The sequence below is a fragment of the Roseateles albus genome (assembly GCF_028595345.1).
Classification (GTDB): Bacteria; Pseudomonadota; Gammaproteobacteria; order Burkholderiales; family Burkholderiaceae_C; genus Paucibacter_A; species Paucibacter_A albus.
The window spans coordinates 1-23,975 of record NZ_JAQQXT010000023.1 but is presented as its reverse complement, the minus strand read 5'-3'; the positions used below and the strand labels follow the sequence as shown (position 1 = coordinate 23,975).

Here is a 23,975-nt window from a genome sequence, read left to right as displayed (position 1 = left end):
GGAGCTTCATCCAAGGACGAGAATCAATCCCAATCTACTGACGCAGGCACCTTGGGGTAGCCTCTAGCAGTGGGTCAGTATTGCGTGATCGCGGTGGGTCAGTTCGATGCAATCGCCAACATGCAAACGCCCGATGCAGTGCACCGGGCGTCCATCGCCGGGTAACCGGCATTTCTTCAACCGTTCTGAGTGTCAACCTATCTCAGGACGGGTCACAGCAGCAAGACTCTTGCTCAGAGCACCGCCTTCAAGGGCTGGGCCAAAGCGGCGGGGTTGCTGAGCACCCATTTGCGCACACGCTCCGCATCACCGATACGCGAGTACTTGCCGGTCGAATCGAGCAAGACCATGATCACTTTGCGACCGGCCATGCGGGCCTGCATCACCAAACAGCGCCCGGCCTCGTTAATGAAACCGGTCTTTTGCAGACCGATATCCCAAGACTTGCTGCTGAGCAGGCCGTTCGTGCTGTGAAACTGGACCTGGCGCCGACCCAGCGCGACTTGGTGCTCACGGGACGTGGACAACTCCCGCAGCAAAGGTACCTCGTGCGCTACCTTGACCAGGGCCGCCAAATCATTGGCGCTGGACTGGTTGCGGCTCGACAAACCGGTTGGCTCGACATAATGCGTATCACGCATGCCCAAGGCTTGGGCTTTTTGATTCATTGCCGCCACAAAGACGTCCAAACCGCCCGGGTAGTGGCGACCCAGGGCATTGGCGGCGCGGTTTTCCGATGACATCAAGGCCAGATGCATCATCTCGCCGCGGGTCAAGGTGGTGCCCACCGCCAAGCGAGAGCGTGTGCCCTTCTCGGTATCGATATCCTCGTCGCTGATGGTCAGCTTTTCGTCCAAGGACTGCCCGGCCTCCACCACCACGAGGGCCGTCATCAGCTTGGTGATCGAAGCGATGGGCAGGACCGCCTGTGAGTTCTTGGCGAACAAGACCTCATTGGTGTCTTGATCCATCACCAATGCCACGCTGGACTTCAGATCCAAGGGGTCGGCCGCCGCGTGCAGGCCGTACAACTGGCCAAAAGTTGGTTTGGCCACTGCCTCGACGACAGGCGCCACGGCCTTGCGCGGCGTGCGTGAAGCCGGCTTGACTTTACGGACCTCTTTCGCCACCGGCTTGGGCGCATATTTTTGCGCCGATTTTTTAACGGGCTTGTTTGCAGCTGCTGCGGCCGCCTCATGCACGGGCAAGGCCGCGCAGGCGACCGCCAAAGCGGCCACCACCGTCCGCAGGGTCCCGCCAGTCAAGTATTTCGAAAAATTCTTCAATCCGTACCCCAGCTACTGATTTGCAGTGTAGATGATAGGAAAAATACTAGCAAGATCAAAAGCTTACAAGCAGCTCTTCAAGCTTCGCTTGCGTTAAAAAATGGCGCAGTCAGCTTGTGTTGATACTCAACCCTGTGCCGCCACCCGCTCGATCTTGCTATGCAATTTATTCAAGGCACTCAAGTAAGCCTTGGCTGAGGCCACAACGATATCGGGGTCTGCCCCAACGCCGTTGACGACGCGCCCGCCAAACTGCAGCCGCACCGTCACCTCTCCCTGCGATTCTGTGCTGCCACTGGTGATGGCATTGACCGAATAGAGCAACATCTCGGCGCCACTTTGAGCGGCCAACTCGATCGCTCTTAGAACTGCATCGACGGGACCGTTGCCGCCGCTCTCCATCCGATGCTCGACCGCACCGGCCGCGAACACCACGCTGGCATGCGGCCGCTCACCCATCTCCGATTTCTGCGCCAAGGCGATCAGGCGGTAATGCTCATTCTCGGCAGTGACCGATTCGTCCATCACCAAGGCAATGATGTCCTCGTCAAAAATCTCGTTCTTGCGATCGGCCAAATCCTTGAAACGCACGAAGGCTGCGTTCACTTCGGCCTCGGACTCAAGCGCGATGCCCAACTCCTGCAGCCGCTGCTTGAAGGCGTTCCGGCCCGACAGCTTGCCCAGTACGATCTTGTTGGCACTCCAGCCCACATCTTCGGCGCGCATGATTTCATAGGTATCACGCGCCTTCAGCACGCCGTCCTGATGAATGCCCGAGGCATGGGCAAAGGCATTGGCCCCGACCACCGCCTTGTTCGGCTGCACCACAAAACCGGTGGTCTGCGACACCAAGCGCGAGGCCGGCAGAATTTGCGTGGCGTCGATGTTCACATCCAGACCAAAGTAGTCACGCCTTGTCTTGACCGCCATCACCACTTCTTCCAGCGAGCAGTTGCCGGCCCGCTCACCCAAGCCATTGATCGTGCACTCGATCTGACGTGCACCGCCGATTTGCACGCCGGCCAGCGAGTTGGCGACCGCCATCCCCAAGTCATTGTGGCAATGCACGGACCAGATTGCCTGATCGGAATTCGGCACCCGCTCACGCAAGGTCTTGATGAAGTTGCCGTACAGCTCGGGGATCGCATAGCCGACCGTGTCGGGGATGTTGATGGTGCGGGCGCCCTCCTTGATCACCGCCTCGACCACGCGGGCCAGAAAGTCCGGGTCCGAGCGGTAGCCGTCCTCGGGCGAGAACTCGATGTCGCCGCTCAAGTTACGCGCAAAGCGGACGGCTTGGATCGCTTGCTCCAACACCTGCTCACGCGTCATGCGCAGTTTTTTCTCCATATGCAACTCGCTGGTGGCAATGAAGGTGTGAATGCGCGAACGCGCCGCGCCCTTGAGCGCTTCAGCAGCGCGGGCGATGTCGCGGTCATTAGCGCGAGCCAGTGAGCAAATCGTGCTTTCGCGGACCGCGTCGGCGATGGCCTTGACGGCCTCGAAGTCACCATTGCTGGAGGCCGCAAAACCGGCCTCGATCACATCCACTCGCAGGCGCTCCAACTGGCGTGCAATACGCAGCTTTTCGTCCTTGGTCATCGAGGCGCCGGGGCTTTGTTCGCCGTCACGCAAGGTGGTGTCAAAGATGATCAATTGGTCGGCCACGGTGAACTCCAGAAGAAAAGGATTGAAAAAAAGCCCGCGAAGCGTTTGCTTGGCGGGCTGTGATGCAGAAAGCTGTTGACGTGAGCGATCAGCGAACCCGAGAGGTTCCTAGTAGTAGCAGGCTGATCGCAGATGCAAAGTTCATGAACTCAATATAGCACGCCACTTCAGCGGTGCAGGCCCTGCTCGTCGGGATCGTGGGTCGAAGTGGCAATCATGCTGACCGGTCGGCCTTTGGCCTTACGCCAAAAATAGATCACATAACCCGACAGCCCATAGGCACAGAAGATCAAGAACAGACCCAAGGGCGGATTCTGACTGATCAACACGATGGCCAGGGCAATCGCGACCAGCACCACAAAAGGCACGGTACGGCGGGCCCCGACGACCTTGAAGCTGTAGAACGGCGCATTGGTCACCATAGACAGGCCGGCAAACAAGGTCATGCCAAACGCGGTCCAGACCACCCAAGATATCCCTGTTACCTGCTTGAAGCCGTAGTCATCAAAAGCCCAGATCATGCCGATCACAATCGCCGCAGCGGCCGGGCTGGGCAGGCCTTGGAAAAAGCGCTTGTCGACCACGCCGATATTGACGTTGAAACGCGCCAGCCGCAGCGCCGCCCCGGCGATGTAGACAAAGCTCGGGATCCAGCCCAGCTTGCCCATGTCCTTGAAGGCCCAGATATAGACGATCAACGCGGGTGCTGCGCCAAAGCTGACCATGTCCGAGAGGCTGTCCATCTGCTCGCCGAAGGCGCTTTGCGCATTGGTCATGCGGGCCACGCGGCCGTCCAAGCTATCAAGCACGGCTGAGCAGAAGATCGCGATGCAGGCCACCTCGAAGCGGCCATTCATCGCCATCACGATGGCATAGAAGCCCGAGAACAGCGCAGCCAGCGTGATCGCATTGGGCAAGACATAAATGCCCTTGCGGCGCGGCCGAGGCAACTCCGGCGCGCCGTCATCGTCATCGTCCGGCAAGTCGTTCTGGGTCTTTTTCTTGAGATCGGTCATGGGTCGGGAGGATACAACATGGCGCCAATGAAAAAGCCGCGCAACCTGTCGGCAGCGCGGCTTTCACTGCTAAGGCATCAATCAGTTTTTAGATTGATCAACCAGACGGTTCGCCTTGATCCAAGGCATCATCGCGCGCAACTTCTCGCCGACTTGCTCGATCGGATGCTCGGCGGTCAGGCGGCGGCGGCTCAGCAGCGTTGGCGCGCCGGCCTTGTTCTCAAGGATGAAGCTCTTCGCGTATTCGCCGGTCTGAATGTCCTTCAGGCATTGGCGCATCGCGTCCTTGGTGGCGGAAGTGACGACCTTGGGGCCGGTCACATACTCACCATACTCGGCGTTATTGGAGATCGAGTAATTCATGTTGGCGATGCCGCCTTCATAGATCAGATCAACAATCAGCTTGAGCTCGTGCAAGCACTCGAAATAGGCCATCTCGGGCGCGTAACCGGCTTCGGTCAGCGTTTCGAAACCGGCCTTGATCAGCTCCACTGCGCCGCCGCACAGAACAGCTTGCTCGCCGAACAAGTCGGTTTCGGTTTCTTCACGGAAGTTGGTTTCGATGATGCCGGCCTTGCCGCCGCCATTGGCCGAGGCATAGCTCAGGGCCAGATCACGCGCCTTGCCCGACTTGTCGGCGTAGACAGCGATCAGGTGTGGCACGCCGCCGCCCTGGGCATAGGTGCCGCGCACAGTGTGGCCAGGGGCCTTGGGAGCGACCATCCAAACGTCCAGGTCAGCGCGTGGAGTCACTTGACCGTAGTGGACATTGAAACCGTGGGCGAAGGCCAGCGAAGCGCCTTGCTTGATATTGGGCTCGACTTCGTTCTTGTAGACCTCGGCGATTTGCTCGTCGGGCAGCAAGATCATCACCACGTCGGCGGCCTTGACGGCGTCGGCGATTTCGGCAACCTTCAAGCCGGCATTCTCGGCCTTGGCCCAGGATGCACCGCTGCGGCGCAGACCGACGGTCACTTTGCAGCCGCTGTCGTTCAGGTTCAGTGCGTGGGCATGGCCTTGTGAGCCGTAGCCGATGATGGTGACGTTCTTGCCCTTGATCAGGCTCAGGTCAGCGTCCTTGTCATAAAAAACGTTCATATCGTGCTCCAGGAAAAATTAGTAAATTGATCAGTCAATTTGTGCTGCGGCTTCGTCACGCTACACGGTCAAACCAAGCGGAACCCGTGGAACCGGCTTTGCCGGGCCGCTGGGTTCGCCCCCTCGAGGGGGAGCGCGAAGCGCTTCGGGGGTGAGTCATCAGACGCGCAGAATGCGCTCGCCGCGGCCGATGCCGCTGGTGCCGGTGCGCACCGTCTCCAGAATCGAAGCCCGGTCGATCGAATCGATGAAGGCATCCAGCTTGGATGAATCTCCGGTCAACTCGATCGTGTAGGTCTTCTCGGTCACATCGATGATGCGGCCGCGGAAGATGTCGGCGGTGCGCTTCATTTCTTCGCGCTCCTTGCCGACGGCGCGAACCTTGATCAGCATCAGTTCGCGCTCGGTGTAATTGCCTTCGGTCAGATCAACCACCTTGACCACCTCAATCAGGCGGTTCAGATGCTTGGTGATCTGCTCGATCACCTCGTCCGAGCCGGTGGTGACGATGGTCATGCGCGACAGCGAGGGGTCCTCGGTCGGCGCCACGGTCAGGCTCTCGATGTTGTAGCCACGGGCCGAGAACAGCGCCACCACGCGCGACAGCGCGCCCGGCTCGTTCTCGATCAGCAATGCAATGATGTGCTTCATTTTTCCTCGTCCTTCGCGCTCTTCAAACCGGCAGCGGTAACTGACGGTTCTTGGCCACGCTATTCGATTTAAGGGAGTGCGTACGACTTCTTGCTGACTTCACAAGGCCACTGACCGCGCGCGGTAACGCAACGGCCCCGGCCATGCTCGGTCGACTCAAAGGTCTTCGGACCCCAGGCGCATTTCCGAAATGCCCTTGCCCGTCTGCACCATGGGCCAGACGTTCTCGGTCGGATCGGTGCGGATGTCCAGAAAGACCGTGCGGTCCTTCAGGCGGATCGCTTCGCGCAGCGCGCCCTCGACATCGCCGGGCTTCTCGACCACCAGGCCGATATGGCCATAAGCCTCGGCCAGCTTGACGAAGTCGGGCAGCGCTTCCATATAGCTGTGCGAGTAGCGCTTGCCGTAGTCCAGCTCCTGCCACTGCCGCACCATGCCGAGATAGCGATTGTTCAGCGACAAGATCTTCACCGGCGTCTCGTACTGCTTGCAGGTCGAGAGCTCCTGGATATTCATCTGGATCGAGCCGTCGCCGGTGATACAAAACACATCCGCCTTGGGTCGCGCCATCTTGATGCCCATCGCGTAGGGCAAGCCCACGCCCATGGTGCCCAGGCCGCCGGAGTTGATCCAGCGGCGCGGCTGCTCAAAGCGGTAGAACTGCGCCGCCCACATTTGGTGCTGGCCGACGTCCGAAGTGATATAGGCGTCGCTGTCCTTGGTCAGGTTCCACAAGGTTTCGACCACCATCTGCGGCTTGATCACATCGCTTGAGGTCTTGTAGACCAAGCACTCGCGACGGCGCCATTCATTGATCTGGCTCCACCAGGCATTGATGGACGCCGCGTCCGGCTTGGCCTGCGCTTCCTTGATCTGAAAGATCAATTCCTGCAGCACGTCCTTGACGTCACCGACGATGGGGATGTCGACCCGCACCCGTTTGGAGATCGACGAAGGGTCGATGTCCACATGGATAATCTTGCGCTCGACCTGAGCGAAATGCTTGGGGTTGCCGATCACCCGGTCATCGAAACGCGCGCCCACGGCCAGCAGCACATCGCAGTGCTGCATGGTCATGTTTGCTTCGTAGGTGCCGTGCATGCCCAGCATGCCAAGGAACTTGGGGTCGCTGGCGGCAATCGCACCCAGGCCCATCAAAGTGTTGGTGCAGGGGTAGCCGAGCAAGTTGGTCAGCTCGCGCAGTTCGGCCGAGGCCTCGCCCAGGATGACGCCGCCGCCCGAATAGATATACGGCCTCTTGGCCTGCAAGAGCAGTTGCACCGCCTTGCGAATCTGGCCGGTGTGACCCTTGCGCGCCGGGTTGTAGGAGCGCATCTCCACATGCTTGGGGTACTCGAACGTGCTGCCCAGCTTGGCCATCGAGACATCCTTGGGGATGTCCACCACCACCGGGCCGGGGCGACCGGTACGGGCGATGTGAAAGGCCTTTTTCATCGTCATCGCCAGATCGCGCACATCCTTGACCAGGAAGTTGTGCTTGACGATCGGGCGGGTGATGCCAACGGTATCGCATTCCTGGAAGGCGTCGAGACCGATAGCCGGCGTGGGCACCTGGCCGGTCACGATCACCATCGGGATCGAGTCCATATAGGCGGTGGCGATGCCGGTGACGGCGTTCGTCACGCCGGGGCCGGAAGTGACGAGGGCGACGCCTACATCACCGGTGGCGCGGGCATAGCCGTCAGCGGCATGCACGGCGGCCTGCTCGTGACGCACCAGCACGTGCTGAATGGTCTCTTGTTTGTACAGTGCGTCGTAGATGTACAGCACTGCGCCGCCCGGGTAGCCCCAAAGGTATTGAACACCTTCGGCCTGCAGGCAGCGAACCAGAATCTCGGAGCCGTTCAGCTCAGAGGAAGAATTTTGTGTTTGGGAATTTAGCGGTGCCGAACCGGCACGCTTGACATCCGCGCTTGACATATCCATTTAGAACCTTTGTGAATTTCTCTAACGAAAAACCATTGGTGTTCCTACTCGTGCCCTCGTGAGGCGGACTCGGAACCTGCGCGATCAAAAAGGTGGTGCCCCGGTCGGGCTGCCAGCTGAAGACCAGAATTTTCTTTGTGCGAAGCAGCATTATGCACTGGACTTGAGGCCAAGCCGACTCGGCGAATAGAGAACGCTCTCGCAATGCGATACTTCGCGCTGTTTTGCCAGCATCGGGTTCAGTCCCTCTCCTCTCCTTGGCCACCGACAAAGAACTCAATGATTTCCTGCGTGCCGTCGACCGGCGCGCCTTCAAGCGCACCGCTTATATGGTGCGTGACGATGACGCGGCCCTGGACATCGTGCAAGACGCCATGATCAAGCTGGCGGAAAAATACTTCGACCGTCCGGCGGCCGAGTTGCCACTGTTGTTTCAGCGCATCTTGTCGAACGCGACGATGGATTACTTCCGTCGCAAGAAGACTCGCAATGCGGTCATGCAAAATATGTCGGACTTTGAGTCCAGCGATCCGGATGGCGATTTCAACCTGCTGGAGGTGCTGGAAGCGCAAGAAGGCACATTGGGCGCATTAAGTGCTGCCGATGAGGTTTCCAGGGGCCAAATCTTGCAAGCCATCGACGCCGAAGTGGCTGAATTGCCCGCACGTCAACGGGAAGCCTTCCTGCTGCGTTACTGGGAGGAAATGGATGTCGCTGAAACCGCGATCGTCATGGGTTGCTCGGAAGGCAGCGTGAAAACGCACTGCTCCCGCGCCACGCATGCATTGGCAAAATCGCTGAAGGCCAAGGGGATTACTTTATGAACAAGTCGCAATTTGGAATGGACCATGCGTCCAACGAAGACGCCCTCGTCGCCCGCTTCGGCTTGCGCGTGGCGGCCGGTTTGAGCGATCAGGCTCAGAACCTGCCCGCAAACGTCGCCGAGCGGCTCAGCTTTGCGCGCGAGCAGGCCTTGATGAAAGCCCGCCACGCCCGTGCGGCACAGGCTCAAGCCGCCCCGGCCTCGGTACTGGTGCGCTCGGGCTCGGCCCTGAGCCTTGGACGCGGAGGCGACTCGCCGCGCTGGTTGAAGCTGACGTCCCTTTTGCCGCTGCTTCTGTTGGTGCTGGGCTTGGCGGTGATTCAGCACAGCCAGTGGTATGAGCAAATTCTGGCCGCAGCAGAAATTGACACCGGTTTGCTGTCGGACAAATTGCCGCCCGCCGCCTACGGCGACCCAGGCTTCAAGGAATATTTGAACGATGAGCAAGAAGAGTAATCTGCGCCCATGAATAGATTCGTGAGCCACTCTCACTCGCCCAGCCCCAAGCGCCTGCCTGCCCGCCTGACCGTTGCGCTTATCGCGGGTCTTGCCCTGGGGCCGGCCTTGGCGCAGAGCCCCTCGGCCAGCGCACCCGAGGGCGCGACGCCCATCGTCAGTGCCACAGTCGCGGCCCCGCCCTCACCCGAGCCCCTGCAGCGCATCAGCGCCGAGAAGATTGCCGCACCGAACGCGCTGCTACCGGCACCTGGCTGGGCCAAACTGAGCCCTGCGCAAAAGACTGCGCTCTTGCCTTTGGAGCAGGACTGGGACGCGCTCGACGCGGCGCGCAAAAGCCAATGGCTGGAAGTGGCGACTCGGTTTTCTGCCCTGCCTGCACAAGAGCAGGCGCGCCTGCAAGAACGCATGCGCGAATGGGCGCGACTGAGTCCGGCCGAGCGCCAACAAGCAAGAATTGCATTCCAAGGCGCCAAGAAGATCAACGCCGATGAACGCCAAGCCAAGTGGGAAGCCTATCAAGCCTTGCCCCCAGAGCAGCGCCAGCAATTGGCCGAGAAAGCGGCTAAAAAATTGGAGACCCAGGCGACCAAGCTGACCAACACTGGCCCCGGCAGCGCCGCTGGTCAAAGCAATGGGGCGCCACAGGCCAAGTCCAATCTGGTACCCCTGGCGACTTCAAACCAAGCGCCCAAGGCCGTTGCAGCCACCTTGCTGCAAGCCAAACCGGGCGCGACGACAATACTGATGACCCAAGGCAAGCTGGTCCCAGCCCACCAATTGGCCGGAAACACCAAAGTTTTGGTCGACCCTAATCTGGTCGACAGCAAGACCTTGCTGCCCAAAAGACCACAGCCTGGCGCTTCGGCGCCATGACGGTTGAAAGCCAAGAGCGGCCAAGCCTGAAGAGGCGGATGGCTGCCTTTATGTATGAAGGCGTGGTGCTGTTCGGCGTCGTGTTCGCCACCGCTTTTTTGTTCGGCACCTTGACGCAGCAACGCCACGCGCTGAAGGGGCAGCATGCTTTGCAAGCTGTGTTGTTCATCGTGCTAGGTGTCTACTTCGCCTGGTTTTGGACCCGAGGCGGCCAGACCGTGGCGATGAAGGCTTGGCACATACGCCTCGTCGACCTGCAGGGCCAGCCCTTGAGCCGGCTGCGCGCATTGGCGCGTTACTGCCTGAGCTGGCTGTGGTTTGCACCCGCCTTGCTGAGCGTCTGGCTGATCGGCGTGCGCAGCACGGGTGCCATCTTCAGCGCACTACTGGCGGGAGTCGCCGCTTACGCCATGCTAAGTCGCCTGCACTCAAGCGGGCAATTCCTGCACGACGTGCTGTGCGGCACACAATTGATCACCCAAAAACCCGTCAAGCGATGAGCAACCCCTACAAAGGCAAAACCGGTCTGACCCGCATTCTTCACGCGGCAGGCTATTCCTTGGCCGGTCTACGCGCTGCGTACACCGGCGAGAGTGCCTTTCGCCAAGAAGTCTGGTTGCTGATCGTCGCGACGCCCTTGGCCTTTTGGTTGGGCCAGGGCTGGGTGCAGACCGCCTTATTGCTGGGCTCGCTGATGCTGGTGCTGATCGTCGAGTTGCTGAACTCCGGCATCGAGGCCGCCATCGACCGTGTCTCGTTCGAATTGCACGACCTGTCCAAGCGCGCCAAAGACCTGGCCAGCGCAGCGGTGCTGCTGTCCTTGCTGCTGAGCGCAGGAATTTGGGCTGCGGCGCTGTGGCAGCGCTTCGGCGGCTGAAGTTTTGACTTAGACCGCTTCTTCGTCGGTCTCGCCGGTGCGGATACGCACCACTTGCTCAACAGGCGTAACGAAGATCTTGCCGTCACCGATCTTGCCGGTTTTGGCGGCCTTCAAAATGGCGTCGATGCAGCGCTCGACGTCTTCGTCCTTGACCACCACCTCGACCTTCACCTTGGGCAAAAAGTCGACCACATATTCGGCGCCACGGTAGAGCTCGGTATGGCCTTTTTGGCGCCCAAAGCCCTTGACCTCGGTCACGGTCAGACCCGACGCGCCCACCTCGGCCAACGATTCGCGGACCTCGTCCAACTTGAAGGGCTTGATGATGGCGGTGATTTGCTTCATGGTTTGACGCTCCAAAACAGGTGGGATTGACTTTATTTAAGCACGGAACTTCGATGTAATCGGATAGCGCCAATCGCGACCGAAGGCTCGGTGCGTGATGCGGATGCCGATCGGTGCCTGACGGCGCTTGTATTCATTGATCTTGATCAGCCTGGTAACCCGCTCGACATCGGCCACCGCAAAGCCCGCCGCGACGATTTCGGCGAGCGACTGGTCTTCTTCCATATAGCGGGCCAGGATCGCGTCCAAGACCTCATAAGGCGGCAGGCTGTCCTGGTCTTTCTGATCGGGGCGCAGCTCGGCCGACGGTGGGCGCGTAATGATGCGCTCCGGGATGATGGGCGCCGTCGTCAACACCGACCCATCGAGCCGCAAGGTGGGCTGCTCGTTGCGCCAGCGCGCGAGACGAAACACCAGCGTCTTGGCGACGTCCTTGATCACCGCGAAGCCGCCCGCCATATCGCCGTAAAGCGTGCAATAGCCGGTCGCCATCTCGCTCTTGTTGCCGGTGGTCAGCACGATGGACCCGAACTTGTTCGACAAGGCCATCAGCAAAGTGCCGCGAATACGGGCCTGGATGTTCTCTTCGGTCGCGTCAAGCGCCAAGCCCTTGAACTCATCCACCAGGCTCGCATTGAAGGCGTCAAACATTGGCGAGATCGACTTTTCGTCATAGCGGACGCCGAGCCGCTCGGCCATGTCTCGGGCATCGATCCAGGAAATATCGGCCGTGTAAGGCGAAGGCATCATCACGGTGCGGACCTTGTCGGCGCCCAGCGCATCGACCGCGATCGCCAACACCAAGGCCGAGTCGATGCCGCCGGACAGGCCCAGCAACACGCCGGGGAAGCCATTCTTGCCCACATAGTCGCGCACGCCGGTGACCAGGGCGGCCCAGACCTGCGCCTCAAGACTCGGCAAAGGCAAGACCTGACCCTTGACCTGCCCGGACGCATCGATCTCCAGCAGCGTCAGCGCTTCCTCGAAGATGGGCGCCCGGGCAGCCAACTCGCCATTCGCATTGAGTGCAAACGAGGCGCCGTCAAACACCACCTCGTCTTGCCCGCCCACCAGATGGGAATACAGCAGCGGCAGGCCCACATCACGTGCCCGCTCGGCCATGCGCTGCTCGCGCTCCTCGGCCTTGCCGACGTGGAAAGGCGAGGCGTTCAACACGCACAGCACCTGCGCCCCGGCCGCCTTGGCCGCGCGCGCCGGCTCGTCAAACCAAGCGTCCTCACAGATATTCAAACCAAAGCGCAGGCCGCCGACCTCAAACACCGCCGCCGGCTCACCGGCATCGCGGCCCGAGACGAAGTAACGCCGCTCATCAAAGACCTGGTAATTGGGCAACTCGCGCTTGCAATAAGTCAGAGAGACCTGTCCCCCTGCCAAGACCGAGGCCGCATTGAAGCGCGCCGGCACGGACCAGCTCTTGGACCTAAGATCTGCTTGCGCCGCTCGCTGAAAAGGGTGGCCGACCACCACATGCAAACCTTCGCAGTCGGCCAGGTCGGTCGCAATGCTTTGCAGTGCGGCATCACAGGCCTGCATAAAAGCGGGGCGCAAAAGCAGGTCTTCGGGTGGGTAGCCGCACAGGCTCAGTTCAGGCGTCAGCAGCAGTTTGGCGCCGGCAGCATGGGCACGCCGCCCAAACTCGACGATCTTTTTTGCATTGCCTTCAAGATCACCCACGGTGACATTTATTTGCGCGAGCGCGACGATCACAGACATGGATTTCACCGATGAAATGCAGATGGAAATAGGGGCAATAGCAGCGGGCGATTATGTCATCCGTGTGTTCGAAGACCCGCGCCAGCTCCCGCAGGCCGACTGGAATGCGCTCTTGGCCACGCAGGCACAGCCGACGCCTTTCATGCGGCTCGAGTACCTGAGCGCTTTGCATGAGTCCGGCAGCGCCACCGCCACCACCGGCTGGCAAGCGCAGTTCGTCGGTCTGTGGCGACAAGATCGCTTGCTGGCGGCCTGCCCGGCCTTTCTGAAGAGCCATTCTTACGGTGAGTACGTGTTCGACTGGGCCTGGGCCGATGCCTACCAAAGGCATGGCCTCAACTATTACCCCAAGCTGCTGGTGGCGGTGCCCTTCACGCCGGTGCCGGGCAGCCGTTTGCTGGCCGTCGATGCCGAAGCCAGAACGCTGCTGATGCACGGGCTGCAAGCCTTGGCGAGCCGGCAAGGCTTGAGCTCGGCCCATCTCTTGTTCGGCGACTCGGCAGACTTGCGTGCGGCCCAGCAACAGCGCTGGATGCAGCGCCAAGGCGTGCAGTTTCACTGGCAAAACCGATCACCTCTGCCCTACACGTCCTTCGAAGAATTCCTCGCTTCGATGCAGCGCGAAAAGCGCAAAAAAATCCAGCAAGAACAACGCAAAGTGCGTGAGGCCGAGATTCATTTCGAAGTCCGCCAGGGCGCGCAGATTGGCGCGGCCGACTGGGATTTCTTCTACCACTGCTACCAACTGACCTACCGGGCTCACCGCAGCACGCCCTATCTGACGCGCGAGTTCTTCCGCTTGATGAGCCGCGATATGACGGAGAACTGGCTGCTCTTCACCGCCAAGCGCGGGACGGAGGCGATCGCCACGTCCTTGGTCGCATTGGACCCCATGCAAGGTCACGCCTATGGCCGCTACTGGGGCGCGGTCGAGAGCGTGTCATGCCTTCATTTCGATGCCTGCTACTACCAACCACTGGCCTGGTGCATCGCCAATGGCTACCGGCGCTTCGAAGGTGGCGCGCAGGGCGAGCACAAGATGGCGCGCGGCCTACTGCCCGTGGCCACCCATTCCAGCCATTGGCTGGCGCATCCCGACTTCAGCCAGGCGGTGGCCGACTTTCTGGCACAGGAGGGTCAGGCGATGCGCGGCTATGTCAATGAGCTGGAAGAGCACCAACCGTTCAAACCCTCAAGCTAAACCATGTTGAGGGCAAGAGCGCGCTCAATCAGCGCAGTTTGAACTGGGCTACTAGGCCCGACAGCTTGCCCGCTTGCGCGGCAAGTTGGCCAGCCTCGGTGGAGGCTTCTTGCACCAGTCCAGCATTTTGCTGTGTCATCTGATTGAGCTGACCCAAGGATGAGCCCAACTGACCGACATCCTTGGTCTGCTCACTATTGGCGGCGCTAATTTCATTGATCAGCTGACTGACCTGCAGAACCTCGCCGACCAGATGGTCCATCGACTTGCCCGCGTTGCCGACCAAGCTGCTACCTGCCTCGACCTTGGCCACGCTGCCGCCGATCAGGGTCTTGATTTCCTTGGCCGCCTCGGCGCTGCGCTTGGCCAGACTGCGCACCTCACTGGCGACCACCGCAAAGCCGCGGCCCTGCTCGCCGGCCCTTGCCGCCTCCACGGCCGCATTCAAAGCCAGAATATTGGTCTGGAAGGCAATGCCGTCGATCACGCCGATGATGTCAACGATCTGGTGCGAGCTGACCGATATCTCGGCCATCGTCCTCACGATCTGGCCGAAAACCTCGCCACTTTGCGTCGCCACACCGGCGGCGCTGGTGGCCAAGAGCGCGGCGCGCCGCGCCGTCTCGGCGTTGGTCCTGATGGTCTCGCTCAGGTGTTCCATCGAGGCCGCGTTCTGCTGCAAGCTGCTCGCCTGCTCGTCGGTGCGCCGACTCAGATTGACATTGCCCTCGGCGATCTCATGCGAGACCGCCGCGATGGCCTCGGCGCTGACCCGCACTTCGCCAACGATGTCGGCCAGCACATCATTCATATGCTGCAAGGCCGTCATCAAGCGGCCACTTTCGTCGTCTGCCCCGACCTCGACCTGTGTGCGCAGATCGCCGCCGGCCACCTGCTGGGTGAGCTGAACGGCTTGGGCCAGCGCGCGGATGATGCCGCGCCCGACCACGGTGTTGACCAAGAGCAAAATCACCGCCGCCAAGGCCGCACTCACGAGCATGGCCAAGCGGGCCCGCTCGGCGCCGACCTTGCTGGCCTCCTGGACCCGCAGGGACTCGCGCTCGATCTCATCACTCAAGGCACTCATCTGCTCCTCGAGCGCCTTGAAACTGTCCGTAAAGCTGGGCAGTTTGGCGTCCGCCGCAGCCGCGTCGGCAAAGGCCAGATCCACCATGGCAGCGGCGCTGTCGATATAGGCGTTCAAGGGGCCCTGCGTCTTGGCCACCGATGCGTCCACCTGTGCATTCAGCGAGCTGGCCTTCAGCTCCGCCATGGCCTCGCGGAATTGTTTGACATGGGCGTCCAGGTCGGTCTTGGCGGCCCCCTTGTCGGCGGCATTGCCCTTGGCACTGGACAACATTGCACGCAGCACGTCACCGCGCAAGGCGTCATGCATCATGTCTGCCTCGAGTTGCGAGCGCAGCGCGGAGGCACTGCGCGTCAAGGCCTGATGGTCCTCGCTCAAACTCGCCACGGCGAAGAAGCCAACCCCGCCTACGATCAACACAAAGGCGAGGCCGATCAGGCTAAGACCCAGCATTTTTTGCCGGATCGTCAGTGCAAATTTCGCCATTGACTCACTCCTGAGCTGACAGGAAATGTGGATTCTTACGCCGGCACAGAGCTTGGCCGAGCGCCATCCTATCCACTATCGGAGGCCAGCAACAGCAATTGAGTGAAATCGGCGGCGTCTCGACATCAGGCGATAAAAAAGCGCCCGGCTTTCGCAGGGCGCTTTTTGAACAGGCCGCAGCGGCCTATCAGCCTTGCTTGGCCTTGTTGTAAGCCTCAATGCCGGAGACGATTTCGGCCTTGGCGGCTTCGGGGCCTTCCCAGCCTTGCACCTTGACCCACTTGTTCGGCTCCAGATCCTTGTAATGCTCAAAGAAATGCTGGATCGCGTTGAGGCGCATCTTGTTGACGTCCTCGGGCTTTTGCCAATGCTGATACATGGGCAAAATTTTGTCGATGGGCACAGCCAACAGCTTGGCGTCGCCGCCCGCTTCGTCTTCCATCTTCAAGACGCCGACCGCGCGGCAAGTCACCACCACGCCGGGTGTCAGTGGGAAAGGCGTTACGACCAGCACATCAACCGGGTCACCGTCGTCCGACAGGGTTTGCGGGATGTAGCCGTAGTTGCAGGGATAGTGCATCGCGGTCGTCATGAAACGGTCGACAAACATCGCGCCGGTTTCCTTGTCAACCTCGTACTTGATCGGGTCCGCATTCATCGGGATTTCGATGATGACGTTGAACTGTTCGGGCGCTTTGGCGCCGGGGGTGACGTTGTGCAGGCTCATGATTATCCGTAAGACGACAAGGGGAAACCCGCATTCTAAGGGCAGGCCTTGCCGCTAGCTGACAAGGCCTGCCCGAACCGACTCCCATCGTTTACCCGCAAACCTTGGGTAAACACCCAAGGTTTGCACCCTCTGCTTCTCGTAGCATCAATTCGGGCGACCTGACCCTCATGTTCCACTCACGTTCAGAGGTGCCGGGCCTAAGTCTTTCCTCCAACTGCAGATAGAACGATAGGAGACATCTACATGTCGACGAGTTTGGCGCTGTATTTCGCTTTGGCCTGTGGCCTAGCGGCTGTGTTGTACGGCTTCATACAAAGAAGCTGGATCTTGAGTCAAGACGCGGGCAATGCCCGTATGCAGGAGATTGCCTCCGCTATTCAACAAGGAGCTGCCGCTTATTTGGCCCGTCAGTACAAGACGATCGCGGCCGTCGGACTGGTGCTGGCGATTCTGATCGCGGTCTTTCTGGACAGCATGTCGGCGGTCGGCTTCGTGCTCGGCGCGGTGCTTTCGGGTGCTTGCGGCTTCATCGGCATGAATGTGTCGGTGCGCGCCAATGTGCGCACCGCGCAGGCGGCCACCAAGGGCATTGGCCCAGCGCTGGACGTTGCCTTCAAGGGCGGCGCCATCACCGGCATGCTGGTGGTGGGCCTGGGGCTGCTCGGCGTCAGCCTGTTCTTCTGGTTCCTGAGTGGCGGCGAAAAAATTGACGCGCTCACGCTCAAGCCGCTGCTCGGCTTCGCCTTCGGCTCGTCGCTGATTTCGATCTTCGCCCGCTTGGGCGGCGGCATCTTCACCAAAGGCGCCGACGTCGGCGCCGACCTGGTCGGCAAGGTGGAAGCCGGCATCCCTGAGGATGACCCGCGCAACCCGGCAGTTATCGCTGACAACGTCGGTGACAACGTCGGCGACTGCGCCGGCATGGCCGCCGACCTGTTCGAAACGTACGCGGTGACGCTGATCGCCACCATGGCGCTGGGCGCGCTAGTGGTGACATCCGCTCCGATGGCCGCCATCCTTTACCCGCTGATGCTGGGCGGCGTGTCCATCATCGCCTCCATCATCGGCTGCTACTTTGTCAAGGCCTCGCCGGGCATGAAGAACGTGATGCCGGCGCTCTACAAGGGCCTGGCCGTGGCCGGCGTCCTGTCGTTGATCGCCTTCTACTTCGTCACCAATGCGGTGATGCCGGATGACGCGCTCGGCGCAGGCACGCGCATGCGCTTATTCGGCGCCTGTGCCGTCGGTCTAGTCTTGACTGCCGCGCTGGTCTGGGTGACAGAGTTTTACACCGGCACCCAGTACTCGCCGGTCAAACATATTGCGCAGGCCTCGACCACCGGCCATGGCACCAACATCATTGCCGGCCTGGGCGTGTCCATGCGCTCAACCGCCTGGCCCGTGCTGTTTGTCTGCCTGGCGATCTTGGCGTCCTACCAACTCGGCGGCCTCTACGGCATCGCCACGGCTGCCACCTCGATGCTGAGCATGGCCGGCATCGTGGTCGCGCTGGACGCCTACGGCCCAATCACCGACAACGCAGGCGGCATCGCCGAAATGGCCGAGCTGCCCGCCAGCGTGCGCGATGTGACCGACCCACTGGACGCCGTTGGCAACACCACCAAGGCGGTCACCAAGGGCTATGCGATCGGCTCGGCCGGTTTGGCCGCGTTGGTTTTGTTCGCCGACTACACCCATTCGCTCGAAGCGCGCGGCATGCATGTGTCGTTTGATCTGAGCGACCCCAAGGTGATCGTCGGCCTCTTCATCGGCGGCCTGATCCCCTATCTGTTTGGTGCGATGGCGATGGAAGCCGTCGGCCGCGCCGCCGGCTCCGTGGTGGTGGAAGTGCGACGCCAATTCGCCGACGGCCTGATCATGTCCGGCAAGCGCAAGCCCGACTACAGCGCCGCCGTCGACATGCTGACCAGCGCCGCGATCAAGGAAATGATCGTCCCTTCGCTGCTGCCGGTGATCGTACCTGTGCTGGTGGGCCTCTTGCTCGGCCCCGCAGCTTTGGGCGGCTTGCTGATGGGCACCATCGTCACCGGCCTGTTCGTGGCGATCTCGATGTGTACCGGCGGCGGCGCCTGGGATAACGCCAAAAAGTACATTGAAGACGGCCATCACGGCGGCAAGGGCTCTGAAGCGCACAAAGCTGCCGTCACCGGCGATACCGTGGGCGACCCCTACAAGGACACCGCCGGCCCGGCCGTCAACCCGCTGATCAAGATCATCAATATCGTCGCGCTCTTGATCGTGCCCTTGCTGCCAATGCAGCTGACATCGGCCACGGCGTCTACAACTCAGCACGCGGCGGAACCAGTGCCGGTGGTGTCGACCCTAGCCACGCCAGCAACACCTGACCTTGGCAGCATGGCAGCGTCTGAGCCGATGAAGGCGGCCTCGCAGCCCTGATCACCAAGATCACCCTTGGGCCGACTGCGGCCCGCTATCACGACAGCCCGACCGACGTTGCAACAGTCGCGGGCTGTTTTTTTGCCGGCATTCCACGAAGTAGCGCGGGTATTCCCCAGCGGCAGCAGGCGGGGCAATTCGGCATGATTCAGATGCACCCAAACGGGGCGTTATGTCGAGGAGCCCTGACCGGCGCCCCGCAGGCAAATAAAGGGGAGATGTCATGCATGCAAAGAAACCGATTTTGAGTGTTATCGGCCTATTGGCCCTCAGCGGCTGCGGCATCTTGCCGCCGCCCTACGTCCACGGCGACGCGAAAGTTGATCCCGACTACACCACCGGCTCCAACTTAGGCCGCCGTGGACCTGCAGGGCCTTCAATGACCAAGATGGTTAACAAAGACGATGTGGAACGTGAAGCTCAAGCACTCACGGCAAGACAGGCAGCGACCTTGGGTGGCAAAAGCAACTAGAGGCCGTCCAGGCTAGCCCGGAGATGAAACAGCCCGTAAGTGGGCTGTTTTCGCTTTGAGCGCGGCTCAGCGCCGGTCACAATAGACGCTAGGCAACGGGAGTTTTAAATCAGCCATGACGACGAACACAGCGATCTCACGGCACGGCCTGGAGCGGCGGCGTTCGCAGCTGAGCGATTTGCGTCGCTATTTGGCGGCTCAGGAGCATGAATTCGAAGAACTGCGTTTGAAGGTGCAAGGTTTTGTGAGCCGCTATGTGGACGCATTAGGCGAATCCTATCTAGAGTTGGACGCGCTGGAGTCGCAGCTCCACAGTACCACCAGCGGCTTGGCCGAAGCGCTGCGCAACAGCGGCATCGAGGCACGCTCGCCACTGGCTCCGCAAGCCACCTCCCTGCCCGTCTTGCCACAGCTCCCGCCCAGCGCTGCGCTGCCACCCGAGCCCCAAAGTGGCTTGGTCGAGATGGCGCCGCCAACGCTGAAGACGCTTTACCGCCGCGCGGCGATGCGCCTGCACCCCGACTTTGCAGGCAATGAACTTGACCGCCGCGCGCGAGAACAAAGCATGATGTTGGTCAACGAGGCCTACGCCGCCTCTGACCGTGCGAAGTTGGAAGTCTTGCTTTTGGCTGCAGGCGAAGATCCAGTGCGTGTCAGCGGCGGCAATGCCGATGCGCTGCGCAGCTGGTTGAGCCGGTGCGAGCAACTGGTACAAGGACGCTTGCGTGTGGTTCAAGCGCATATGGCATTGCTGACCGTGCACCCCATGCACCGGCTTTGGATCGCGATCGCGCAAGCTGAACTGAAGGGACTGGATCCCTTGAGCGTGATGGCCAACCGGCTACGCAGCCAAATCGGCGAGCGTCGCCAAGAACTTTATATCGGCCAACGCTTGCTGCCGCAATCGAGCCTGGCACAGGCCTTCTTGCATAGACGCATTGAACGCATGGGGGCGGCCGCTAGCGCCAGTTAGAGCCCAAGCCAGAGCCAATCAAGGCTTTGTTTGGCCGGCAACCCAGCCCAACACTTGATTCAATATCTCATCGCTCGCTTCGCTAAAGGCCCGAACCGCCCCTACAGCATCAGCGCTCGGACTGGCTTTGATCAACTCAAATGTCTGCGTTGATCCCCAGCCTTCGCCCAAACGCGCCCGCAGGTTAACTCTGACTGCGGCCTGCGTAGGCGAGCTGAAGCGTTGCTCAAACTCCACCAACTCCAAACGCAGCACGACAGGCTTGCTGCTGGCGTCGCGCGTGTTCACGGCCAGCTTTTGTCGCAGCCGCTCACTCAACAACACGGCCGGCGGCGCCGCCCAGCGGCTGTCGCGGTAGATGTGGGTTTGGAACTCATTTTGGTAGACCAAGCGGTAAGCGATGCCCGTGCTGGCCAACCAAGGCGGCGCCGTCATTTCGCTCAACTGGAGTTCAGGCAGCGGCCCTCCAACCTTGTTTGAAATTGGCCCCAGATCGAACAAGGCCGGTGCTACAGGTCTATTGCCGTTCAAGGCGCAAGCACTCAGAAAACAGGCCGCCGCCGCCAGCATCAAAGCTTCCAATAGTCCACGTCTCATTTGCTTGCCCCTCTTGCCGATTCGTCAAAGCCCACTTCGCCCGGCCCGGCCGGCGTCAGCGGTGGGCCAAAAAGAAAACTCTGCGGCTGTTCTCCAATTTGGCTGGCCGTGCGCTCGATTGCCCGCCCGCTCTGACTCCAGACATCCACCAAGGACTGACTGCGAGGCCCTCTATTCGCGCCAACAAGGGCCATGTCCAGGCGCTGCGCCGTCTGCTGCACCTGCGCCGAGGCTTGGCCGATGCGATCAAGTAATTCGGCACGTTGACGCAGCTCCTGAGCCAACAAGGTCGATTCCGCAGCCAAAACATCGACCCGCTGCAGCGTGGTGCCGGCTCCTTCGACCAATTTCTTGGTCTGTGCCGCCAAGGCCGGCAGCGCATCAGCAGTGGGTGTCAAGGCCTTACTCAAGCCTGCAACCTGATTTGCGGCCTCGCCAAACTGGCTCAGGCTGCGGCTGAATGCTTGCTGATTGGCATCGCCCAGCAAAGTGTTAACTCGCACGGCCGCTTCACTGACACGCTCGAGCAGCTGTGGCCCGGCACTGCTGAGTCGGTCCAACATCGAAGCCTGCAACTCGATCGGCCCGGCCCCCGCCACCAGCAAGGGTGAACCTTGTGCACCATCGGGTTCAGACAAATCAATGTAGCTCAGGCCCGTGATGCCTTGGTAAGCCAGCCTAGCCACGGTGGCCTGCGTCAAGGGCGCCGTCTTGGCAACCCGTATGCCAATCAAAATCCTCTGACTATCACCTTGGTCAAATCCAATCGACTCAACCTTGCCGACCAAGACGCCACGCAGTTTCACCGGCGCCTTGAGATTCAAGCCCGACACGCCGCTGCGCGCAACGATGGTGAAGTCATTCTTTTCACCTTGATCGCCTTGAAACCACGCTGCCACCAAGGCCAGCACACCACCTAAAAAGAGAATAAAGATGCCGGTGGCCAGGGCATGTGCGCGATTTTCCATTGGCTTCAATGCTCCATCTACTTTGCGTCGGCCGCTACCGACGCAGTCAAAGGCCCTTGCCGCAGGCTGTTGCGATAACTCTGAATGTAATCTTCATTGCACTGGCCAGCATGGCCGAGAAAGAAGTCCTGGATAAAAGCGTGCGGCTGTTTGGCCACTTCGCTTAGAGGCCCAATCCCGACCAAACGCCGGTCGGCCAGCACCGCCACACGATCCGCCAAGGCGAACAAGGTGTCTACATCATGCGTAACCATCACCACCGTCAGGCTCATTTCGCTACGCAGATCTTCGATCAGGCGAACGAAACGCTTGCTGCTGGCGGGGTCCAAGCCAGCAGTCGGCTCATCCAGGAACAACAAGACGGGATCTAGTATCAAGGCACGCGCCAAGGCCACCCGTTTGATCATGCCACCGGACAGTTCCGCAGGCTTCTTCAAGGCATCGGCAGGGCTCAAGCCAACCTGACTCAGCTTGAGCAAGACCAACTCGGAAATCAATCGCTTCGGGACATCCTTCAGTTCGCGCATCGGCAAGGCGATGTTGTCAAACACGGTCAGCGCGGAAAAAAGCGCGCCTTGCTGAAACAGCACACCCCAACGATTGCGCACCCGCGCCAGATCCGCAGCGTCACAGTTGCCTAGCTGATGGCCAAAAATACTGACCGACCCCGCTGCCGGCCGCTGCAGGCCCAGCATCAGTCGTAACAACGTGGTCTTGCCGCTGCCGGAGCCGCCAATGATGGCCAGTACTTCGCCGGAGTGGACTTCCAAACTGAGGTCTCGATGGATCACCGAACGGCCCAAAACTGTCGTCACGGCGTTCACTTCGATCACCGACTGGGGTCGAAGAGACGCATGCAGGGACGCCATCTAGATACCCACGCTTTGAAAGATGATCGCAAAAGCCGCGTCGGCAATGATGACGGCCGTGATCGAACTAACGACCGAACTTGTCGTTCCCACGGCAAGACTCTCGCTATTGGGTTTGATGCGCAGACCAAAGTAGCAGGCCACGAATGCAATCAACAAACCGAATACATAAGCCTTACCCAGGCCTAACCACAAATTGGCCTCGGGCACAGCTGCCGGTATGCCATGCAAAAACTGCACATAGTCCAGGCCCAGCGTAGCACGGGCTGCAACCATGCCGCCAGCCAAGACCATGCAGCTCGTCCACAGGGCCACCAATGGCATTGCAAACCCGAGCGCGAAAATCTTCGGCAAGACCAAGCGAATCGTGTGCGATATCCCCATCACCGACAATGCGTCAAGTTCTTGCGTTACGCGCATAACGCCAAGTTGCGCTGTCATCGCCGAGCCGCTCCGCCCAGCAACCAAAATCGCAGCCAACAGAGGCCCCAACTCGCGCCAAACGCTCAAGCCGAGGATGTTGATGACATAGATGTCGGCGCCAAACATGCGCAACTGCCGCGAAGTCAGATACGACAAGGTCACCCCCACAAGAAAACCAACCAGCGCTGTGATACCCATGGCCTGCGCGCCGGTGCGATAGATATTGACGGAAATGTCCCGCCAAGCAATCAGTCCGGGGTGTCTGAGTAAGTGCCAACAGTCAATTGCTAGCTGTCCCAGCAGGCGTGTTCCCTCGACCAGATGCCCTGCCATCAAAAACAGGTCTCCTCCGAAGGCAGCAACACTGGCCGGCAAGCGGCCGCGCCGGGTCGCCGGTGGTTTGGGCAGATTCAGCTTTGCGAACATCGCTTGGTGTTCGGGCAACCAATCGACCTCGTCCGCCAAACGCTGGCCCCAAGCGTCCCACAGCAACATGGCGCCGGCATTGTCCAGACGTTGCAGCAAACGAAGATCCCAAACCACGCCTTGGCGCCAAAGCGATGCCGCCTCTGCACTCAACGTTTCAAATCGCCCACGCAAGGGCAGCAGGCTCCAATCACCCTCAAGGCGAGCAACAAATGGGCTGCCACTTGCGGGACCACCCTGCCGAGGTATTTGCAGGATACGCGGCATGCCCGCTGTGCTTTCGCCTTCTGCCGTTTCGACCAACGCCATTGTGTCAATACTCAGTTTTGACTAAGTAGCAGCATAGCCTTGAAGCAAGCAATTCGAGAGTCCGACAAGCAAAAAGCCCCCAACTCTTTCGAGTTGGGGGCTTTGCTTAATATTAGCCTGACGATGACCTACTTTCACACGGGAATCCGCACTATCATCGGCGCTGAGGCATTTCACTGTCCTGTTCGGGATGGGAAGGAGTGGGACCGCCTCGCTATGGTCATCAGGCTTAACTG

The 23,975-nt window shown here is 60.4% G+C and carries 23 protein-coding genes and 1 rRNA gene; 9 read left to right on the top strand and 15 right to left on the bottom strand.

Features of this window, described 5'->3' with window-relative positions:
• Positions 1 to 233 precede the first annotated feature (233 nt).
• From pbpG to PRZ03_RS23210, 6 genes are all read right to left on the bottom strand, one after another.
• Entirely contained in the window at positions 234 to 1,265 is a 1,032-nt protein-coding gene (gene pbpG / locus PRZ03_RS23235; RefSeq protein ID WP_273602487.1) for a D-alanyl-D-alanine endopeptidase, read from the bottom strand.
• Positions 1,266 to 1,412: 147 nt separating this feature from the next.
• Complete coding sequence (locus PRZ03_RS23230) at positions 1,413 to 2,954, bottom strand: 2-isopropylmalate synthase (RefSeq protein WP_263533517.1); 1,542 nt, start codon at positions 2,952 to 2,954, stop codon at positions 1,413 to 1,415.
• A gap of 167 nt (positions 2,955 to 3,121) precedes the next feature.
• Positions 3,122 to 3,970: a CDP-diacylglycerol--serine O-phosphatidyltransferase gene (gene pssA / locus PRZ03_RS23225; protein WP_273602486.1), complete on the bottom strand. Its 849-nt coding sequence runs from the start codon at positions 3,968 to 3,970 to the stop codon at positions 3,122 to 3,124.
• A gap of 81 nt (positions 3,971 to 4,051) precedes the next feature.
• Positions 4,052 to 5,068: a ketol-acid reductoisomerase gene (gene ilvC / locus PRZ03_RS23220; protein WP_263533519.1), complete on the bottom strand. Its 1,017-nt coding sequence runs from the start codon at positions 5,066 to 5,068 to the stop codon at positions 4,052 to 4,054.
• A 159-nt stretch (positions 5,069 to 5,227) separates the two neighbouring features.
• Positions 5,228 to 5,719, bottom strand: a complete 492-nt coding sequence (gene ilvN, locus PRZ03_RS23215) for an acetolactate synthase small subunit (RefSeq protein ID WP_263533520.1) — start codon at positions 5,717 to 5,719, stop codon at positions 5,228 to 5,230.
• A 156-nt stretch (positions 5,720 to 5,875) separates the two neighbouring features.
• Positions 5,876 to 7,666: an acetolactate synthase 3 catalytic subunit gene (locus PRZ03_RS23210; RefSeq protein WP_273602485.1), complete on the bottom strand. Its 1,791-nt coding sequence runs from the start codon at positions 7,664 to 7,666 to the stop codon at positions 5,876 to 5,878.
• A 257-nt stretch (positions 7,667 to 7,923) separates the two neighbouring features.
• Here PRZ03_RS23210 and PRZ03_RS23205 point away from each other — a divergent pair, with 257 nt between their 5' ends.
• Genes PRZ03_RS23205 through PRZ03_RS23185 form a run of 5 tightly spaced genes read left to right on the top strand, consistent with a single transcriptional unit; the run spans position 7,924 to position 10,698 of the window.
• A complete protein-coding gene (locus tag PRZ03_RS23205; protein WP_263533522.1) occupies positions 7,924 to 8,490 on the top strand; it encodes an RNA polymerase sigma factor in 567 nt (188 codons plus the stop codon).
• On the top strand, positions 8,487 to 8,945 hold the full coding sequence (locus PRZ03_RS23200) for a DUF3619 family protein (RefSeq protein ID WP_273602484.1): 459 nt from the start codon (positions 8,487 to 8,489) through the stop codon (positions 8,943 to 8,945). The genes PRZ03_RS23205 and PRZ03_RS23200 overlap by 4 nt, the downstream gene beginning before the upstream one ends.
• Positions 8,946 to 8,954: 9 nt before the next feature.
• Positions 8,955 to 9,821 carry a DUF3106 domain-containing protein gene (locus PRZ03_RS23195; RefSeq protein ID WP_273602483.1) on the top strand — a complete coding sequence of 289 codons (867 nt, stop codon included), beginning with the start codon at positions 8,955 to 8,957 and terminating at the stop codon, positions 9,819 to 9,821.
• A gap of 38 nt (positions 9,822 to 9,859) precedes the next feature.
• Entirely contained in the window at positions 9,860 to 10,321 is a 462-nt protein-coding gene (locus tag PRZ03_RS23190; protein ID WP_409993990.1) for an RDD family protein, read from the top strand.
• Positions 10,318 to 10,698, top strand: a complete 381-nt coding sequence (locus PRZ03_RS23185) for a diacylglycerol kinase (protein ID WP_273602481.1) — start codon at positions 10,318 to 10,320, stop codon at positions 10,696 to 10,698. The genes PRZ03_RS23190 and PRZ03_RS23185 overlap by 4 nt, the downstream gene beginning before the upstream one ends.
• 9 nt (positions 10,699 to 10,707) lie before the next feature.
• Here the strand turns inward: PRZ03_RS23185 and PRZ03_RS23180 are convergent, their stop codons facing one another.
• Together PRZ03_RS23180 and PRZ03_RS23175 are read right to left on the bottom strand one after the other, a co-directional pair.
• Positions 10,708 to 11,046: a P-II family nitrogen regulator gene (locus PRZ03_RS23180; RefSeq protein ID WP_124452671.1), complete on the bottom strand. Its 339-nt coding sequence runs from the start codon at positions 11,044 to 11,046 to the stop codon at positions 10,708 to 10,710.
• Between the two features lie 36 nt (positions 11,047 to 11,082).
• Complete coding sequence (locus PRZ03_RS23175) at positions 11,083 to 12,780, bottom strand: NAD+ synthase (protein WP_273602480.1); 1,698 nt, start codon at positions 12,778 to 12,780, stop codon at positions 11,083 to 11,085.
• On the opposite strand from PRZ03_RS23175, the gene PRZ03_RS23170 reads away from it, so the two are divergent.
• The gene (locus tag PRZ03_RS23170; RefSeq protein ID WP_273602479.1) at positions 12,779 to 13,981 is read left to right on the top strand and encodes a GNAT family N-acetyltransferase; all 1,203 of its coding nucleotides are present in this window, start codon (positions 12,779 to 12,781) and stop codon (positions 13,979 to 13,981) included. The genes PRZ03_RS23175 and PRZ03_RS23170 overlap by 2 nt on opposite strands.
• Before the next feature lie 28 nt (positions 13,982 to 14,009).
• Here PRZ03_RS23170 and PRZ03_RS23165 read toward each other — a convergent pair whose 3' ends face one another.
• Positions 14,010 to 15,554, bottom strand: a complete 1,545-nt coding sequence (locus tag PRZ03_RS23165; RefSeq protein WP_273602478.1) for a methyl-accepting chemotaxis protein — start codon at positions 15,552 to 15,554, stop codon at positions 14,010 to 14,012.
• A 187-nt stretch (positions 15,555 to 15,741) separates the two neighbouring features.
• Positions 15,742 to 16,281 carry an inorganic diphosphatase gene (ppa, locus tag PRZ03_RS23160; protein WP_263533530.1) on the bottom strand — a complete coding sequence of 180 codons (540 nt, stop codon included), beginning with the start codon at positions 16,279 to 16,281 and terminating at the stop codon, positions 15,742 to 15,744.
• 246 nt (positions 16,282 to 16,527) lie between these two features.
• On the opposite strand from ppa, the gene PRZ03_RS23155 reads away from it, so the two are divergent.
• From PRZ03_RS23155 to PRZ03_RS23145, 3 genes are all read left to right on the top strand, one after another.
• The gene (locus PRZ03_RS23155) at positions 16,528 to 18,702 is read left to right on the top strand and encodes a sodium-translocating pyrophosphatase (protein ID WP_273602477.1); all 2,175 of its coding nucleotides are present in this window, start codon (positions 16,528 to 16,530) and stop codon (positions 18,700 to 18,702) included.
• 223 nt (positions 18,703 to 18,925) lie between these two features.
• The gene (locus tag PRZ03_RS23150; RefSeq protein ID WP_273602476.1) at positions 18,926 to 19,174 is read left to right on the top strand and encodes a hypothetical protein; all 249 of its coding nucleotides are present in this window, start codon (positions 18,926 to 18,928) and stop codon (positions 19,172 to 19,174) included.
• Positions 19,175 to 19,289: 115 nt separating this feature from the next.
• Positions 19,290 to 20,147, top strand: a complete 858-nt coding sequence (locus PRZ03_RS23145; protein WP_273602475.1) for a J domain-containing protein — start codon at positions 19,290 to 19,292, stop codon at positions 20,145 to 20,147.
• Positions 20,148 to 20,165: 18 nt separating this feature from the next.
• Here PRZ03_RS23145 and PRZ03_RS23140 read toward each other — a convergent pair whose 3' ends face one another.
• From PRZ03_RS23140 to rrf, 5 genes are all read right to left on the bottom strand, one after another.
• The gene (locus PRZ03_RS23140; RefSeq protein WP_273602474.1) at positions 20,166 to 20,744 is read right to left on the bottom strand and encodes an ABC-type transport auxiliary lipoprotein family protein; all 579 of its coding nucleotides are present in this window, start codon (positions 20,742 to 20,744) and stop codon (positions 20,166 to 20,168) included.
• A complete protein-coding gene (locus PRZ03_RS23135) occupies positions 20,741 to 21,712 on the bottom strand; it encodes an MlaD family protein (RefSeq protein WP_273602473.1) in 972 nt (323 codons plus the stop codon). The genes PRZ03_RS23140 and PRZ03_RS23135 overlap by 4 nt, the downstream gene beginning before the upstream one ends.
• Positions 21,713 to 21,729: 17 nt before the next feature.
• A complete protein-coding gene (locus PRZ03_RS23130) occupies positions 21,730 to 22,527 on the bottom strand; it encodes an ABC transporter ATP-binding protein (RefSeq protein WP_273602472.1) in 798 nt (265 codons plus the stop codon).
• Positions 22,528 to 22,581: 54 nt separating this feature from the next.
• Positions 22,582 to 23,697: an MlaE family ABC transporter permease gene (locus PRZ03_RS23125; protein WP_409993991.1), complete on the bottom strand. Its 1,116-nt coding sequence runs from the start codon at positions 23,695 to 23,697 to the stop codon at positions 22,582 to 22,584.
• A gap of 157 nt (positions 23,698 to 23,854) precedes the next feature.
• A 5S ribosomal RNA gene (gene rrf, locus PRZ03_RS23120) occupies positions 23,855 to 23,967 on the bottom strand.
• Positions 23,968 to 23,975 lie beyond the last annotated feature (8 nt).

What these genes read in the sequence shown, in the direction of transcription:
- PRZ03_RS23175 (WP_273602480.1), bottom strand. Translation starts at nt 12,780, where the DNA reads ATGTCTGTGATCGTCGCGCTCGCGCAAATAAATGTCACCGTGGGTGAT.
- PRZ03_RS23150 (WP_273602476.1), top strand. Translation starts at nt 18,926, where the DNA reads ATGCATGCAAAGAAACCGATTTTGAGTGTTATCGGCCTATTGGCCCTC.
- PRZ03_RS23195 (WP_273602483.1), top strand. Translation starts at nt 8,955, where the DNA reads ATGAATAGATTCGTGAGCCACTCTCACTCGCCCAGCCCCAAGCGCCTG.
- PRZ03_RS23170 (WP_273602479.1), top strand. Translation starts at nt 12,779, where the DNA reads ATGGATTTCACCGATGAAATGCAGATGGAAATAGGGGCAATAGCAGCG.
- PRZ03_RS23145 (WP_273602475.1), top strand. Translation starts at nt 19,290, where the DNA reads ATGACGACGAACACAGCGATCTCACGGCACGGCCTGGAGCGGCGGCGT.
- PRZ03_RS23210 (WP_273602485.1), bottom strand. Translation starts at nt 7,666, where the DNA reads ATGGATATGTCAAGCGCGGATGTCAAGCGTGCCGGTTCGGCACCGCTA.
- PRZ03_RS23185 (WP_273602481.1), top strand. Translation starts at nt 10,318, where the DNA reads ATGAGCAACCCCTACAAAGGCAAAACCGGTCTGACCCGCATTCTTCAC.
- PRZ03_RS23180 (WP_124452671.1), bottom strand. Translation starts at nt 11,046, where the DNA reads ATGAAGCAAATCACCGCCATCATCAAGCCCTTCAAGTTGGACGAGGTC.
- ilvN (WP_263533520.1), bottom strand. Translation starts at nt 5,719, where the DNA reads ATGAAGCACATCATTGCATTGCTGATCGAGAACGAGCCGGGCGCGCTG.
- PRZ03_RS23125 (WP_409993991.1), bottom strand. Translation starts at nt 23,697, where the DNA reads ATGCCGCGTATCCTGCAAATACCTCGGCAGGGTGGTCCCGCAAGTGGC.
- PRZ03_RS23165 (WP_273602478.1), bottom strand. Translation starts at nt 15,554, where the DNA reads ATGGCGAAATTTGCACTGACGATCCGGCAAAAAATGCTGGGTCTTAGC.
- ilvC (WP_263533519.1), bottom strand. Translation starts at nt 5,068, where the DNA reads ATGAACGTTTTTTATGACAAGGACGCTGACCTGAGCCTGATCAAGGGC.
- PRZ03_RS23135 (WP_273602473.1), bottom strand. Translation starts at nt 21,712, where the DNA reads ATGGAAAATCGCGCACATGCCCTGGCCACCGGCATCTTTATTCTCTTT.
- PRZ03_RS23190 (WP_409993990.1), top strand. Translation starts at nt 9,860, where the DNA reads ATGGCTGCCTTTATGTATGAAGGCGTGGTGCTGTTCGGCGTCGTGTTC.
- PRZ03_RS23155 (WP_273602477.1), top strand. Translation starts at nt 16,528, where the DNA reads ATGTCGACGAGTTTGGCGCTGTATTTCGCTTTGGCCTGTGGCCTAGCG.
- ppa (WP_263533530.1), bottom strand. Translation starts at nt 16,281, where the DNA reads ATGAGCCTGCACAACGTCACCCCCGGCGCCAAAGCGCCCGAACAGTTC.
- pssA (WP_273602486.1), bottom strand. Translation starts at nt 3,970, where the DNA reads ATGACCGATCTCAAGAAAAAGACCCAGAACGACTTGCCGGACGATGAC.
- PRZ03_RS23140 (WP_273602474.1), bottom strand. Translation starts at nt 20,744, where the DNA reads ATGAGACGTGGACTATTGGAAGCTTTGATGCTGGCGGCGGCGGCCTGT.
- PRZ03_RS23200 (WP_273602484.1), top strand. Translation starts at nt 8,487, where the DNA reads ATGAACAAGTCGCAATTTGGAATGGACCATGCGTCCAACGAAGACGCC.